Consider the following 14,212-nt stretch of genomic DNA (forward strand, 5'->3'; position numbering starts at 1 on the left):
CGAATTCCTCATTGCCATGATCGATGGTAGGCACCCAGGGTGGTCTGGCTGCCCTCGGACAGGCCGGCCAGCACCTGGCGCCACTGATCCTTGACCGTGAAACTGGCGGGCGCGGCGCGATGGGCATCCAGCGCCGCACGCCAGACCCGGGTGACCTGCTCGACATAGGCCGGGCTGCGCTGGCGGCCTTCGATCTTCACCGCCTCGACGCCGATCGCCGCCAGCTCCGGCAGCAGGTCCAGGGTGTCGAGGCTGGTGGGTTCCTCCAGGGCATGGAAGCGCTTGCCCTCCACCAGGAAGCGCCCCTTGCACAGGGTCGGGTAGCCGGCTGGCTCGTCGGCTTGATAGCGGTCGATCAGCACTTCGCTGAGGCGCGCGCTCAAGCCTTCGGCGTCCTCGCTCCAGCGCACCGCCTTGGCCGGCGAGCAGACGCCGCACAGGTTCGGCGACTCGCCGGTGATGTAGGAAGACAGGTGGCAACGCCCTTCGGCCATGATGCACAGGCTGCCAAAGGCGAATACTTCGATCGGCACCGTACTGCTGGCCGCCACCTGGCGCACCTGGGCCAGGGACAGCACCCGCGGCAGTACGGCGCGGCGGATGTTGTAGTGCCGGGCGTAGAACGCCAGGGCGCTGGCATTGGTCGCCGAGCCCTGTACCGAGAGGTGCAGGTTCAATTGCGGATGGCGCTGGCTGGCATAGGCCAGGACGCCCGGATCGGCGGCGATCAGCGCGTCGACCCCATGCTCGGCGGCGCGGTCCACCGCCCGTTGCCAGCGCGCCCAGCCCTGGGGCTGGGGGTAGGTGTTGACTGCCACATAGAGTTTGCGTTGGTGCTGGCGAATGTGCGCGACCGCCGCGTCGAACTGCTTGTCGTCCATGTTCAGGCCGGCGAAATGCCGGGCGTTGGTGTCGTCGCGAAAGCCGACGTAGACGGCATCGGCGCCTTGGCGCACCGCCGCTTTGAGCGCAGGCAAGTTGCCTGCGGGGCAGACCAGTTGCATGGGGGTTCCTCATCAAAGAACGCGCCGGAGCGACGCGTGCGCAGCGATCGGAAATGCGCTGCCAGTCTAGCCAGACCGACAGCCACGGCCTTGACCGCAATCAATTGCCGTCACTGCATCAGTTCGGCGAACGACAGGAACGGCACCGGGTCGCCCGGACGTACCAAGCGCTCGCCTTCCACCAGCGCCAGGCCCTCGGCCCAGCAGGCGGCGGCGAGCATCGCCGAGCTTTGCTGCGGGTGCGGTTGCACACGAACCTGGGCATCGTCGCCGGGCACCAGGCGGGCGCGCAGGTACTGGCGCCGGCGGTTGCGCTGCAACCACTCGAAGCCCGCCGGCAACGCCATGGGCCGCGGCAATACATCCGTCACACCCTGGGCCCGCAGCAGGAACGGGCGCACCACCACCAGCGCGGTCACCAGCGCCGCCGAGGGGTTGCCCGGCAGGCCGAGCCACGGCTTGCCGGCCACTGCGCCAAAGGCCAGGGGCTTGCCCGGCTGGATCGCCAGACGCCAGAAATCCACATGGCCCAGCTCCTCGATCGCCTGCTTGAGGTGGTCCTCCTCGCCGACCGACACCCCGCCCGAGGTCAGCAGCAGGTCGCACTCCGACGAGGCCAGGCTCAAGGCGTGGCGGCTGGCCGCCAGCTCGTCGGCCATCACCCCGTAGTCGTGTACCTCCACACCCCAGCCGCGCAGCAACGCCGACAGGCAATAGCGATTGCTGTTGTAGATCTGCCCCGGCGCCAGGGGCTGGCCGGGTTCGCGCAGCTCGTCGCCACTGCTCAGCAGGCACACGCGCAACGGCCGATAGACCTCGACCCGGGCGATCCCGGCCGCCGCCAGCAAGCCCAGCTCCTGGGCGCGCAGGCGCTTGCCGGCCTTGAGCAACAGATCGCCGCGGGCGACCTCCTCGCCCTGCTGGCGCACGTGAGCGCCGACAGTCGCCGGCGGCAACCAGACTTGCCCGCCCTCGACCCGGCAGTTCTCCTGGGGCACCACCGTATCGGCCCCCGGCGGCAAGGGCGCGCCGGTGAAGATGCGCACCGCCTGCCCCGCCGCCAAGGGAGTCTCACCCGCTTGCCCAGCAGCAATCCGCCCCCCCAGGGTCAGGCGGCCACCGGCGGGCGGCAGGTCGGCGGCGCGCAAGGCGTAGCCGTCCATGGCGCTGTTGTCCCAGCCGGGCAGGTCCAGCAGCGCATGTATGTCGGCCGCCAGCACCCGGCCCAGGGCCTGCTCCAGGGCGATGATCTGGGTCGTCGGTGGCGGCGGCGCCTGGTCCAGCAGATGGGCGATGGCCTGGTCCACCGGGATCAGTTGGCCGCTGTCGCAGCCACAGCCGGTCACGACCGCGCCCCACAGGCCTCGATGTTCTGTGACGGCCCCTTATGGGTCTGCGGCTTGAGGTGGGGGGCGAAATTGCACGGGCCGGTGCGGCTGTCCAGCTGTGGGCGCAGGATCATGTTCCAGGCGGTGCGGCAGGCCCCCGGCGAGCCCGGCACGCACACCACCAGCACGCCGTTGCTGACCCCGGCCAGGGCCCGCGACTGCAGGCTGGACATGCCGATTTCTTCCACCGACACCTGGCGGAACAGCTCGCCGAAACCTTCCACATGCTTGTCCAGCAGCGGCAGCACCGCCTGGGGCGTGTTGTCCCGCGCGGTGAAGCCAGTGCCGCCGGTCATCAGCACCACCTGCACCTGGGGGTCGGCGATCCAGCGCGAGACGCTGGCGCGGATCTGGTAGATGTCGTCCGGCACCAGGCCGCGATCGACCAGCACATGGCCGGCGCTCTGCAACAGGTCGCAGAGAGTCTGGCCCGAGGTGTCGGTTTCCAGGGTGCGCGTATCGCTGATGGTCAGCACGGCGATGTTCAGGGGTTGAAACGTGCGTTGCGCCAGATGGGCCATATCCAAGCCTTCCCGTGAATGAGATTGGCCCCAGCCTGAACCGAATCCGCCGACGAACCTATTCCTCCAAGGAGGTACCTCGACGGGACGACGACCCTCAGGGCGCCAGCCGGCCGTGGCGCCACACGCCCTCGTGCAGCCGGTAGTCGAGGCGGTCATGCAGGCGGTCGCTGCGTCCTTGCCAGAACTCCATGCGCTGCGGGCGCAGACAGTAGCCGCCCCAATGTTCCGGGCGCGGCAGCGGCTGGCCGTCGAAACGGCTGGTGGTGCTGGCCAGCAGGGATTCCAGTTGCAGCCGGTTGGCCAAGGGCTGGCTTTGCGGCGACGCCCAGGCACCGAGGCGACTGGCCAGGGAGCGCGAATCGAAATACACATCCGACAGCCGCGGTGCTAAACGCGATACCCATCCTTCGATGCGCACCTGGCGCTCCAGGGCTGGCCAGAAGAAGGTCATGGCGGCCCGGGGATTGGCCGCCAGCTCCAGGCCCTTGGCGCTCTGGTAGTGGCCGAAGAAGGTGAAACCTTCATCGCTCAGGCCCTTGAGCAACAGCACCCGGCAATGGGGCTGGCCCTGTTCGTCGACCGTGGCCAGGCACATGCTGTTGGCCTCCACCGGCGCCTGCTCGGTGTCGCGGGCCTGTTGCAGCCACTGGCGGAACAGCGGCAGCGGATCGTCCGGCACGGCCTCGTCGGCCAGGCCATCACGGCAATAGTTACGGCGCATCTGGGCCAGGGAAAGCGGCATGAGGGTGATCTCCGTTGGGGTTTGCCGCAGTCTGCGAGGAGCCGCCTGGCATGACCTTGATCGCCATCAACGTCAGCTGCCGATCCCTATTTTCTGTAGCAATTGCGCCGCCCCCCCTCCAAGACACCCATGTTCCGTAGCCGCTGCCGAGCCTGCGAGGCTGCGACCGGCTGCGCCTGCAGAGGCGGGTTCATCGCAAGCAATCGAGCGTCGTCCGGCCTGCTATTTAAGCCGCAGGCGCCGGGCCAGTTTGTGCAGGTTGCTCGGGTCGACTTCCAGCAACCGGGCGGCGCGCGCCCAGTTGTTGCGGCAGCGGCTCAGGGCCTGGTGAATCTTCTGCCGCTGGTACTCGTCGACGGCTTCGCTCAGGGGCTGGAAGGGCCCGTCGTCGGCCGCCGGCGGCGACTGTTCGAGCGGCTCCGCGCCCTTCAGCGTGCTGTCGAGATCGAGGACTTCCGGCTCCAGGGTCAAAATCAGGTTGCGACTGCCGCCACGGCTGAGCTGTTTGAGCGCGGCGCGGCTGATCACGTGTTCCAACTCGCGCACATTGCCCGGCCAGGGGTATGCCAGCAGCGCCCGTTCGGCCGCCGGCGACAGGCGCAAGCCACGCAGGCCGAGACGGCTGCGGTTGAGTTCGAGGAAATGCCCGGCCAGCAGCAACACGTCGGAACCGCGTTCGCGCAGCGGCGGGATCGGCACCGGGTACACCGAAAGCCGGTGGTACAGGTCGGCGCGAAACAGCCCGTCGCGAATGCTGTCCGGCAGGTGGCGGTTAGTCGCGGCGATGATGCGCACATCCACATGCAGCGGCTTGTCCGCCCCCAGGCGCTGGATCTCGCCATTCTGCAGGGTGCGCAGCAATTTGGCCTGCACGCTCAACGGCAGCTCGCCGACCTCGTCGAGAAACAGCGTGCCGCCGTTGGCCGCGTCGAAGCGCCCGGCGCGGTCGCTGGTGGCGCCGGAGAAGGCGCCCTTGACGTGACCGAACAGCTCGCTCTCGGCCAGGGATTCCGGCAGTGCCGCGCAGTTGACCTGCACCAGCGGCTTGTGGGCACGCCGCGACAGGCGATGCAGGCGCCGGGCGAACAGCTCCTTGCCAACCCCGGTCTCGCCCAGCAGCAACACCGGCAGCTCGGAATCGGCGAGCACGTCCAGCTCGTTGAGCAACTGATGCAGGACTTCGCTCTGGCCGAGGATCTCGCCCTCCTCCACCGGCCCACGCGCATCCTGCGGCTCACTGCGCGACAGGCGCAGGCTGCGGTTTTCCTGTTCCAGGCGGGTGACCCGCAGCGCCGCCTCGATCTGCAGGCTGCAGCGCTTGAGCTCATCCCGCGCCCGGCGGTCGAAGGTCCCGGGCCGCAGCGCGTCGAGGGTGATGGCGCCCCAGACCCGCCCTTCCACATACAGGCTCACGCCCATGCAGTCGTGCACCGCCAGCGGCCCGCTGTCCGGGTGGTCGAGCAGCCCGTCATAAGGGTCCGGCAGGCGGCTGTCGGGCTCGAACCAGGTGGGCTCGCGGGACGCCATGATCGCCGCCAGGCGCGGGTGCTGGGCGATCACGAAGCGCCGCCCGAGGGCTTCATGCACCAGGCCGACGGTGGCCAGCGGCCGCAGGCTGTCGTCGTCCAAGCGCAGCAGGCCCACGGCCCCGGCCTTGAAGTACTCACGCAGGGTCTGCACCAGACGCTGCAACCGCACGGCATTGGGCAACTCGACAATCAGGTCGGCCGCCAGACTTTCACGCAACATGGTAGTCATCACCCTTTCTGGTGGTTCCGACCCCGAGATTTCAGGGTCATCCGCACCACGACAAAAAATCAGTCCATTACTTTCAATAAGTTACAGCTGGCATGGCGGATGCAACGGCCCAGGGGAACCGTTGCCACAACAAGGAAAACCTGATGAACCCGACACTGCTGGAACGACCCGGTCTTGCCCGACAAGACGCTTCGCAGCCCAACCTCCTGGAACAAAGCCTCGGCCAACTGGCCTGCGACATCCCCGGCGCCAGCCGGGTGTTTCATGAGTTCAACCTGGACTTCTGCTGCGGCGGGCAGAAAACCCTGCGCGACGCCGCCCTCGGCAAAGGCCTCGACCCCGTGCAGATCGCCGAGGCCCTGCACCTGTTGCAAGACAGCGACGCCCGGCGGCACGACTGGTGCGATGAACCGAGCGAGGCGCTGATCGCCCATATCCTCACCCGCTACCACGCCCGCCACCGCGAACAGCTGCCGGAACTGATCCGCCTGGCCTGCCGTGTGGAGCAAGTGCATGGCGCCCGCGACGCCTGCCCCAACGGCCTGGCCGATCACCTGCGGGACATGCAGCAGGAACTCGAAGGCCACATGCTCAAGGAAGAACAGGTGCTGTTCCCGATGCTGCAACAGGGCCTGGGCCACCGGGCGGCGCCGCCGATCCATGTGCTGCGCCTGGAGCACGAGCAACATGGCGAGGCCCTGGAAAAACTGCTGGTGCTGACCGACCACATCACCCCGCCCGCCGACGCCTGCAACACCTGGCGCGCGCTGTACCGCGGGTTGAGCGAATTTCGCGACGACCTGATGCAGCACATCCATCTGGAAAACAACGTGCTGTTCGCCAACGCCCTGAACGCTTGACCCCCGCCCCTGCGTGCCAGCCCGGTGGCTGGCACGTTCATTCAGCCATGCCAATAGAACATCGCCTTGGCCAGGACCACGATCAGCAGCATGTGCCCCAGCACGCTGCGGCGGATCCAGCAGGCGCGGCCGGCGCTCAGCCGCGACGTTTTCAACCAGTACGCCAGCAGCAGGTAATGGCCGATGATGCTCAGGGCCAGGACGATCTTCAGGCTCAACAGGCTGGCGAAACTGCTGCTCAAGGGCTGGCTCAAGGCCCCGCGATGCTGCCAGGCCAGGCCGATACCGGCGCCGTACAACAGCAGCACCACGCCATGCAGGACCTTGCGCGAACGCACCGCGATGGCCTGGTCCGCCGCCACCTGGGCGTCCGTCGCCAGTTGCCGGCGCGCCGTGTGCCAGATGCACACCTCGAAGAACAGCGTGCCGATAAAACCGATGGCCGCCAGCAGGTGGATAACCACTAACCAGGGATAAATCATTGCCCTTCTCCTTGCTCCGCATTCAGGGCTCAGCCCGGGTGCCCGTCGACCCGCGCCCGCAGCAGCATCGGCCCGTAGCGCCAGACGTACAGGGCAAAGGCCAGGGCCCAGCACAGGCCCGCCAGCCACAACGCCGCCACCGGCAGCCAGAGCACCAGCAGCACCCGGCTGAGGCAGGCCAGATTGAGCAGGATGAACGCCAGGGTCATGCCCGCTGGCGGCTCCAGCGGCCGCCCGGTATGGCCCAGGCTGACCCGGGCGATCATCGCCAGGATCAACCCGGCCATGGCGCCGATGGTCAGGCCGTGCACGGCCAGGCTGGAGTTCAGCGGCGCGCCGAAATGCCACAGCGCCATGCCCAGGCACGCCAGCGCCAGCCAGCCGTAGGCCAGGTGCAGCGACCACAGCAGCGGCACACGCCACAGCCCGCGGTCCTGCCAGCGCCACAACCGCAGCAGATGCGCGGCCGCCAGCAGCAGGAACAGCGCGCCAACCCAGGTATTGGCGATGAGCGCCGGCCCGGCGGCATACAGCAGCGCCACCAGGGCCGAGCCCGCCAGCAGCAAATAGTCGAGCCATGGCCAGGGCGTCACGGCCGCGACCCGACCCAGGCCGCGCTGGGTGAAAAACGGAATCACCCGCCCGCCGATCAGGCTCATCATCGCCGCCACCAGCCACAGGCCGCTCAGCACGCCCTGGCGCTGCCAGCCTTCGTGGCCTTGCAGCAGGCCGGCCACCGACAGGCCGTCCGCCGCGGCGAGCAACAGCAGCACCAGGACAATCGGGTAGTTGCGCTGCTGGCGCACCTTCCACAGCATGCGGCCCATCAACCCGGCCAGCGCCAGGGGAAACCCCAGCTCCAGCACCGCCAGCAGCGGCCGGGGCGCGCTGCCCAGCCAGGCCAGGCGCGCGGCCAGCCAGAGCAAGGCCAGGGCCGCCAGCGGCTTGCCGCAGAGGCCCGGCTGGCCGGTCCAGGTCTGCGCCGCGGTCAGCAGGAAGCCGGCGATGATCGCCAGGCCGAAACCGAATAGCAGTTCGTGGCGGTGCCAGCCCAGCCAGCCTCCCGCCGGTTGCCAGTCGCCCAGGGCGCCCTGCAGCGCCGCCAGCCACAGCGGCACCACCAGCAGCGCCAGGACACAACCGGCGAGGAAAAACGGCCGGAAGGCCAGGCGTAACAGCGGCACGATTGCCATCGCCGCACGACGCTCAAGTACTTGCATCAAGCCCACTCCTTTACCCAGCGTGCGACCCGGCGACGGTCGACACGCGGCGAATGAAATCCCCGGCCATCATCGGCCATTGGCGCGCCCTTGCCGTTGTCGCAAATCAAGCTTGCCCGGGATGTGGCGGGCTGTTGTGCCCACCGTCCTGTCTGGCAGTGCAAGGGCCGTGCCCCGGGGCCCGATCACCACCAGGAACGGCCATAAGCCGGCGGGCCGGGGTTGCGGCCGGCGCGGTGCCGGGGCTCGCCTTACAGCGCGAGGGTCAAAATGACCATTCGCTAGTCATTTACACCCGAAATCGCCAGGTCTTTTTGACCACGCAGCCGCAGATCCCCCGCCTACAGGGGCCCTGGCGCCTGGCCCGGGTCTTGCTGAACACAGGGCACCCAAATCCCTCCCAAATGACCGGAGCCACCATGAATACCGCCGGAGCCACTCTGAAAAAGGCCATCCAGCCACTGACGTGGTTTGTCGTCCTCGGCGCGATCCTGGCCCTCGCCAGCCGCGTCGCCCTGAGCCTCGTCTGAACCACGGCAGCACCTTTCCCCCAGCCATAAGGATGAATATTCATGGTGCTTCATCGCGTGCATCACCAGATCCTGCGCAGCCATCACCTGTTCGAGCCCTTGAACGAGGAACAGCTGGACGAGCTGATGGCGGCCAGCCAGTTGCTCAGCCTCGACAAGGGCGACCCGCTGTTCCGCCAGGGGGAGCCGGCCGAAGCTTTCTATTTCGTGATCGCCGGCGCGGTGAAGGTCTACCGCCTGACGCCGGATGGGCAGGAAAAAGTGCTCGAGGTCATCGGTCCGCGCCAGACCTTCGCCGAGGCGATGATGCTGATGGACACGCCGGACTATGTGGCCTGCGCCGAAGCCATCGGCCCGACCCAGCTCTATCGCCTGTCCAACGACACCTACCTGCGCCTGCTGCAAAGCAACAGCCGCCTGACCTTCGCCCTGCTCGGCAAGCTCTGCGTGCGCCTGCACCAGCGGGTCAACGAGATCGAAACCCTGTCGCTGAAGAACGCCACCCACCGGGTGGTGCGTTATCTGCTGACGCAACTGATGCAGCTGCAACCGGTGGAGCGCCGGTTCGAACTGCCGATAGCCAAGCAGTTGATCGCCGGCCACCTGGCGATCCAGCCGGAGACGTTCTCGCGGATCATCCGGCGCCTGATCGATGAAAAGATCATCAGCCAGGACGGCCGCCAGATCGTCATTCTCGACCGTCCGCGGCTGGAGCAATTCGAATGAGCGCCGGGCCGGTCTGCCTGTATTGCCAAGGCTCCAACCCGCCCGGGCAAGCCTCCTGCCGCCATTGCGGCATGCCCCTTCCCGCTACTGCGGCGCACGCCGAACAACGGCGGTTGCGGCGCTTCAGCGGGTTCTGCATCGGCCTGACGCTGTTCTGCGTGGCGATGTTCTTCTGGCTGCCGCGCTCCTAGCAGATGCTTTGCCTGAAACACCGTTGCGGCCGCTACGTCGGAATGCCGCCCAAACCGATCGCAGCCTCGCTAACGCTCGACAGCGGCTACAGGTCTGGAGTCGTGCGCGGTCCTGTAGCCGCTGCCGAGCCTGCGAGGCTGCGATCGAGGACGCAGTCCTCGCAAAACCTATGCGCGAGATTTACCTGAAATAACGCGTTGCCTGATTGGCATTCCGACGCAGTCCTCGCAAGGCCTGCACACCAGGTTTGCCTGGAACATTGAACCCTTCCCCCTCGCCTGCCCTGGCCGGCGAAGGTGTCCCAGGCGGCGGGCGCCTCAGGGCTGGGTCAGCTGCCGATACAACTGCGGCAAACGCAGCGGCAGCTGCTCGGGCTGGCGGATCAGGGTGTAGCCATTGGCGCCGAACAGGTACGGCAGGTAAGCCGCGGCCTCGCGGTCGATGGTGATGCAGAACGGCGTCAGCCCCTGGCGCCGCGCTTCCAGTACCGCCTCGCGGCTGTCCTCGACGCCATAACGGCCTTCGTAGAGGTCCAGGTCGTTGGGCTTGCCGTCGGTCAATAACAGCAACAGCTTGCGCTGGCGCTTGCAGCTGCCGAGCAGGCGCGTGGCCTGGCGAATCGCCGCGCCCATGCGCGTGTAGAAACCCGGCTTGAGCCCCAGGATGCGCCCGCGGGTGTGGTCGTCGTAACGCTGGTCGAAGGCCTTGAGTTCCTGCATGCGCACCTGCTGGCGGCGCAATGAGGAAAACCCGTACAGGGCAAAGTCGTCACCGAGGCCGGCCAGGGTTTCGCCGAACAGCAGCAGGCTGTCGCGGATCACCTCGATCACCCGGTGCTCGTCGTTGAGGTGGGCGTCGGTGGACATCGAGACATCGGCCAGCAACAGGCACGCCAGGTCGCGCCGGGTCTGGCGCTGTTCCATGAACAGGCCGCGCTCGGCACAGGCGCCATGGGCGCGCTCGACGTGAAAATCCAGCCAGGCCTGCAGGTCCAGTTCCGAACCCTGGGGCTGCTGGCGCAACCATTGGCGCTCGTTGCGCAACTGCTGGAACTGCCGCCGCAACAACTGCGCCGACGGTTTCAGGCGCAACGGCAGCGGCTGCGCCTGGCAATCGCGCGGCACCAGCATCTGCAGATTGACGAAGTGCTCTTGCAGGCGCCCCTTGCGGTAGTCCCATTCCGGCAGGTGGATGCCCTCGCCCAGGGGAATGTCGTCGACGTCCGCCGGCGGCAGGTCGAGGTGCAGCTTGAGGCCGCCGCCCTTGCGCAGGCGGGTGCGCGACAGGGTCAGTTCATCCAGGTCGGCGGCGACCCGGGCGGCGTCCGGGTCTTGGCTGTCGTCGGCCCAGCGGTCGAGGTCCACATGCTCGGTCCAGCTGAACAGGTTCTCCAGGCGCACGATCAGCAGGCCGCCGTCGCGGCTATGGCCCTCGACCCGGCTGGCGCGCTTACGCCCGCCCGCCTGCTCGCCGGCAGCGGTGGCCAGGTCCTCCGCCGAGTCCTCCAGATCGACGGCCAGCGGGCTGGCCAGGTGCAGCGGCGGGTACAACCACAGCGGCACGGGCCAAGCCGCGCGTTCGCTGCGGGGAAACTCGGCGACACTGCCGGGTTCGCGCAGGGCCTGGCACAGGGCGCGTTCCAGCGCGGCCTCGGGGCGGCTCAACGAGGTTGGATCGGGGCGCAGTTGCAGGTGCGCCTCCACCAGCCGCCGGTAGCGCTCACGCAGCGCCGGGTAGCGTTGCAGCAGGCGCCGGGTCCAGCGCTGATTGTCCCGGCCCCAATGGCGCATCGGCCCGGACTGCGCCGCCAGCAGGGCCAGCCAGCGGTACAGTTCCTCGTTCAACGCCGCCTCGGGGAACACCGCGAGGCTGGCCGGCAGGCGCAGGTTGTCGGCGTCGCACCAGGCCAGGGGCGTTTGCCGGCAGGTGCCGGCGATCTGCTGCAACAGGCTGCGGCGCAACAGCAGGTCGCGCTCGCTGGCCGCCTCGACGCCGCGACCGACGCCGCCCATGGCCCGCAACAGCAGGGCCAGGGCACGTTGACGCGGCGCCAGCTCGATTCGCGCCTCGGGAAAATCCACGCTGGCGCGACGGGTGATGAAACGATGCCAGACACTGCCGACCCACTCTTCCAGTTCCAGGGTAAAGGCCATGGAGCCTCCTTTTTCGAATGCAGGAAAACGATGCGCTGTAGCCGCTGCCGAGCCTGCGAGGCTGCGTTCGAGGACGTAGTCCTCGCAAAACCTGTGCACGCGGTTTGCCTGAAAGACCGCATGGCCCGGTTTGCGGTCGCTGCGTCGGAATGCCGCCCAAACCGATCGCAGCCTCGCTGCGCTCGGCAGCGGCTACATAGACCGTAGTCGTGCGTTGTTCTGTAGCCGCTGCCGAGCCTGCGAGGCTGCGTTCGAGGACGTAGTCCTCGCAAAACCTGTGCGCGCGGTTTGCCGGAAAGACCGCATGGCCCGGTTTGCGGCCACTGCGTCGGAATGCCGCCCAAACCGATCGCAGCCTCGCTGCGCTCGGCAGCGGCTACAGGCGGCTACATATCAAGGGGTCACAGAGGTGGCGACGCGCAAGGCGGCGCGGCCGCGCTGGCGGAAGCTCAGCAGGTAGCACAGCAGCCCGGCGAAGAACCCCAGCCCGCTGACCAGGCGTGCCCAGAACAGCCCATTGAGATGCTCCACCGTGGCCATGAACGGCATCGCCGTGCCGTCCTCGGCCCAGCGTTGCAGCAGCACCTGGACCACGCCGGCGGCGGTGAGCAACAGGGTGATCATCACCATCGACAGGGTCATCAGCCAGAAGCCCCAGACTTCCAGGGTCTGCGAGCGCTCGTCCGCCGCTTCGCCGAGCCCGCGCAGGCGCGGCATGGCGTAGCTGATCAGGGTCATGACGATCATCGCGTAGGCGCCGTAGAACGCCAGGTGGCCGTGGGCCGCGGTCAGTTGCGTGCCATGGGTGTAGTAGTTGACCGGCGCCAGGGTATGCAGGAAACCCCAGACCCCGGCACCGAAAAACGCGGTCACCGTGGTGCCCTTGGCCCACAGCGTGGCGGCGCGGTTAGGGTGCTGGCGGCGGCGGTTCTTCACCAGGCTGAAGGCGAAGATCACCATGGCCAGGAACGGCAGCGGCTCCAGGGCCGAGAAAATCGAGCCGACCCACAGCCAGACCTCGGGCGCGCCGATCCAGAAGAAGTGGTGGCCGGTGCCGATGATCCCGCTGATCAGCGCCATGGCGATGATCACGTAGAGCCACTTCTCCACCACTTCGCGGTCCACGCCGGTGATCTTGATCAGCACGAAGGCCAGCATCGCGCCCATGATCAGCTCCCACACGCCTTCCACCCACAGGTGCACCACCCACCACCAGTAGAACTTATCGCGGGCCAGGTTGGCCGGGTTGTAGAAGGAGAACAGAAAGAACACCGCAAGGCCGATCAGCCCGGTCATCATCACCATGCTGACCGTGGTCTTGCGGCCCTTGAGCAGGGTCATGCCGATGTTGTAGAGAAAGCCCAGGCACACCAGCACTATGCCCATCTTGGTGATGGTCGGCTGCTCGAGGAACTCGCGGCCCATGGTCGGCAGCAGTTCGTTGTGGGTCAGCCGGGCCAGGCCCGCGTAGGGCACCAGCAGGTAGCCGAGAATGGTCAGCACGCCGGCGGCGGCGAACACCCAGAACAGCAGCAGCGCCAGTTTCGGGCTGTGCAGTTCGCGGTCGGCCTCTTCCGGGATCAGGTAGTAGGCCGCGCCCATGAAGCCGAACAGCAGCCAGACGATCAGCAGGTTGGTGTGGACCATGCGCGCCACGTTGAAGGGAATGATCGGGAACAGGAAATCGCCGATCACGTATTGCAGGCCCATGATCAAACCGAACAGCACCTGGCCGAGGAACAGCATCAGGGCAAACACGAAGTAGGGTTTGGCCACGGCTTGCGAGGCGAATTTCAGGTGTGGATTGGCAAGACGCATCGTTCAGCCCTCCTTGTTTGGCGGCCAGCCATTGGTATTGATCTTCGAGCTCCACTTGAGGAATTCGGCGATGTCGTCGACCTCCTGCTGGCTCAGGTTGAATTGCGGCATGGCCCGGCGTCCGGGTACGCCCAGGGGTTGCATCTTCATCCAGGCTTGCAGGAAGGGCTTGAAGCCCTCCTCGCCGCCGCGACGCTGGAACACGTTGCCCAGCTCCGGCGCGAAGTAGGCGCCCTCGCCCAGCAGCGTGTGGCAGCCGATGCAGTTGTTCTGTTCCCAGACCGTCTTGCCGCGCACCACCGCCGCGCTCAACAGCGCGTCGTTGCTGCGTACAGGAAAGGTCTGCTCCGTGTGATAGGTCAAGGCCAGGAAGATCAGGAAGAAGAACACGCTTCCCCCGAAATAGATGTTCCTGGCCATGCCTTTGGTGAAGTTCTGCGGCATGCTCGCTTCCTCTTGGCTTGGCCCGGCCATGATAGGAAGCGCGGGGCATAAACCCGCTTGATGGCAATCAAGAAACGCCGATGGTTTTACTCGGGTATTGCCTTTACAGGCTGAGGATCAACCCCAGCAGCAAGGCCAGCGCCAGCGGCCAGCCGAGCAGCAGCCAGCGCCACAGGCGCGGCCCGTGGCGCAGCTCCATGAAGCCGTCGGCGATCAGCCAGGCCTTGGCCACCGCCAGCAGCAGGATCAGCAGCGCCAACCCGCGCGGCGCGCCCGGCCCCAGCCAACTGCCCAGCCACACCGTGCCGACGCTTAGGCCGGCCAGTGCGACCCAACAGCTCAACAGGAACCTGCCAGCGGACATGCGCACC

Annotated in this window: 14 protein-coding genes; 3 read left to right on the forward strand and 11 right to left on the reverse strand. The window is 67.3% G+C overall.

The annotated features are described in order from the left end of the window. Window positions 1-8: 8 nt before the first annotated feature. The 5 genes from ubiU to norR all read right to left on the reverse strand — a co-directional run bounded on the left by ubiU (window position 9) and on the right by norR (window position 5,407). Entirely contained in the window at window positions 9-1,004 is a 996-nt protein-coding gene (gene ubiU / locus AC07VU_RS25725; RefSeq protein ID WP_007927488.1) for a ubiquinone anaerobic biosynthesis protein UbiU, read from the reverse strand. A gap of 110 nt (window positions 1,005-1,114) precedes the next feature. Beyond that, window positions 1,115-2,350 carry a molybdopterin molybdotransferase MoeA gene (locus AC07VU_RS25730; protein WP_495030718.1) on the reverse strand — a complete coding sequence of 412 codons (1,236 nt, stop codon included), beginning with the start codon at window positions 2,348-2,350 and terminating at the stop codon, window positions 1,115-1,117. After that, window positions 2,347-2,913 carry a molybdenum cofactor biosynthesis protein B gene (moaB, locus tag AC07VU_RS25735; RefSeq protein ID WP_277589037.1) on the reverse strand — a complete coding sequence of 189 codons (567 nt, stop codon included), beginning with the start codon at window positions 2,911-2,913 and terminating at the stop codon, window positions 2,347-2,349. Before moaB ends, AC07VU_RS25730 begins: the two co-directional genes overlap by 4 nt. A gap of 97 nt (window positions 2,914-3,010) precedes the next feature. Further along, entirely contained in the window at window positions 3,011-3,658 is a 648-nt protein-coding gene (pdxH, locus tag AC07VU_RS25740; protein WP_053261559.1) for a pyridoxamine 5'-phosphate oxidase, read from the reverse strand. A gap of 222 nt (window positions 3,659-3,880) precedes the next feature. After that, window positions 3,881-5,407, reverse strand: a complete 1,527-nt coding sequence (gene norR / locus AC07VU_RS25745) for a nitric oxide reductase transcriptional regulator NorR (protein ID WP_053261607.1) — start codon at window positions 5,405-5,407, stop codon at window positions 3,881-3,883. Between the two features lie 152 nt (window positions 5,408-5,559). Between norR and ytfE the strand changes: the two genes are divergently transcribed. Further along, window positions 5,560-6,276, forward strand: a complete 717-nt coding sequence (gene ytfE, locus AC07VU_RS25750; protein WP_495030719.1) for an iron-sulfur cluster repair protein YtfE — start codon at window positions 5,560-5,562, stop codon at window positions 6,274-6,276. A gap of 41 nt (window positions 6,277-6,317) precedes the next feature. On the opposite strand, the gene AC07VU_RS25755 is transcribed toward ytfE, so the two are convergent. Next, window positions 6,318-6,758 (reverse strand): hypothetical protein, encoded by a 441-nt coding sequence (locus tag AC07VU_RS25755; RefSeq protein WP_053261561.1) that lies wholly within the window; start codon window positions 6,756-6,758, stop codon window positions 6,318-6,320. 29 nt (window positions 6,759-6,787) lie between these two features. Further along, window positions 6,788-7,978: an NnrS family protein gene (locus tag AC07VU_RS25760; RefSeq protein WP_495030720.1), complete on the reverse strand. Its 1,191-nt coding sequence runs from the start codon at window positions 7,976-7,978 to the stop codon at window positions 6,788-6,790. 572 nt (window positions 7,979-8,550) lie between these two features. Between AC07VU_RS25760 and AC07VU_RS25765 the strand changes: the two genes are divergently transcribed. Then, window positions 8,551-9,234 carry a Crp/Fnr family transcriptional regulator gene (locus AC07VU_RS25765; RefSeq protein ID WP_495030721.1) on the forward strand — a complete coding sequence of 228 codons (684 nt, stop codon included), beginning with the start codon at window positions 8,551-8,553 and terminating at the stop codon, window positions 9,232-9,234. Continuing rightward, window positions 9,231-9,425, forward strand: coding sequence for a protein DnrP (locus AC07VU_RS25770; RefSeq protein WP_495030722.1), 195 nt, complete (start codon window positions 9,231-9,233; stop codon window positions 9,423-9,425). The genes AC07VU_RS25765 and AC07VU_RS25770 overlap by 4 nt, the downstream gene beginning before the upstream one ends. Before the next feature lie 318 nt (window positions 9,426-9,743). Here AC07VU_RS25770 and AC07VU_RS25775 read toward each other — a convergent pair whose 3' ends face one another. From AC07VU_RS25775 to AC07VU_RS25790, 4 genes are all read right to left on the reverse strand, one after another. Then, on the reverse strand, window positions 9,744-11,579 hold the full coding sequence (locus tag AC07VU_RS25775; RefSeq protein ID WP_495030723.1) for a nitric oxide reductase activation protein NorD: 1,836 nt from the start codon (window positions 11,577-11,579) through the stop codon (window positions 9,744-9,746). 393 nt (window positions 11,580-11,972) lie between these two features. Then, on the reverse strand, window positions 11,973-13,397 hold the full coding sequence (locus tag AC07VU_RS25780; RefSeq protein ID WP_495030724.1) for a cbb3-type cytochrome c oxidase subunit I: 1,425 nt from the start codon (window positions 13,395-13,397) through the stop codon (window positions 11,973-11,975). A 3-nt stretch (window positions 13,398-13,400) separates the two neighbouring features. Then, entirely contained in the window at window positions 13,401-13,841 is a 441-nt protein-coding gene (locus AC07VU_RS25785) for a c-type cytochrome (protein ID WP_495030725.1), read from the reverse strand. 103 nt (window positions 13,842-13,944) lie between these two features. Continuing rightward, window positions 13,945-14,205 carry a cytochrome C oxidase subunit IV family protein gene (locus AC07VU_RS25790; protein ID WP_053261568.1) on the reverse strand — a complete coding sequence of 87 codons (261 nt, stop codon included), beginning with the start codon at window positions 14,203-14,205 and terminating at the stop codon, window positions 13,945-13,947. Window positions 14,206-14,212: the final 7 nt, after the last annotated feature.

Source organism: Pseudomonas sp. GW821-FHT02B10, from assembly GCF_059421865.1.

Bases quoted from the DNA above. Each gene is read 5' to 3' on its own strand.
- ubiU (WP_007927488.1), bottom strand. From the start codon at position 1,004: ATGCAACTGGTCTGCCCCGCAGGCAACTTGCCTGCGCTCAAAGCGGCG.
- moaB (WP_277589037.1), bottom strand. From the start codon at position 2,913: ATGGCCCATCTGGCGCAACGCACGTTTCAACCCCTGAACATCGCCGTG.
- pdxH (WP_053261559.1), bottom strand. From the start codon at position 3,658: ATGCCGCTTTCCCTGGCCCAGATGCGCCGTAACTATTGCCGTGATGGC.
- norR (WP_053261607.1), bottom strand. From the start codon at position 5,407: ATGTTGCGTGAAAGTCTGGCGGCCGACCTGATTGTCGAGTTGCCCAAT.
- ytfE (WP_495030719.1), top strand. From the start codon at position 5,560: ATGAACCCGACACTGCTGGAACGACCCGGTCTTGCCCGACAAGACGCT.
- AC07VU_RS25755 (WP_053261561.1), bottom strand. From the start codon at position 6,758: ATGATTTATCCCTGGTTAGTGGTTATCCACCTGCTGGCGGCCATCGGT.
- AC07VU_RS25760 (WP_495030720.1), bottom strand. From the start codon at position 7,978: ATGCAAGTACTTGAGCGTCGTGCGGCGATGGCAATCGTGCCGCTGTTA.
- AC07VU_RS25765 (WP_495030721.1), top strand. From the start codon at position 8,551: ATGGTGCTTCATCGCGTGCATCACCAGATCCTGCGCAGCCATCACCTG.
- AC07VU_RS25770 (WP_495030722.1), top strand. From the start codon at position 9,231: ATGAGCGCCGGGCCGGTCTGCCTGTATTGCCAAGGCTCCAACCCGCCC.
- AC07VU_RS25775 (WP_495030723.1), bottom strand. From the start codon at position 11,579: ATGGCCTTTACCCTGGAACTGGAAGAGTGGGTCGGCAGTGTCTGGCAT.
- AC07VU_RS25780 (WP_495030724.1), bottom strand. From the start codon at position 13,397: ATGCGTCTTGCCAATCCACACCTGAAATTCGCCTCGCAAGCCGTGGCC.
- AC07VU_RS25785 (WP_495030725.1), bottom strand. From the start codon at position 13,841: ATGCCGCAGAACTTCACCAAAGGCATGGCCAGGAACATCTATTTCGGG.
- AC07VU_RS25790 (WP_053261568.1), bottom strand. From the start codon at position 14,205: ATGTCCGCTGGCAGGTTCCTGTTGAGCTGTTGGGTCGCACTGGCCGGC.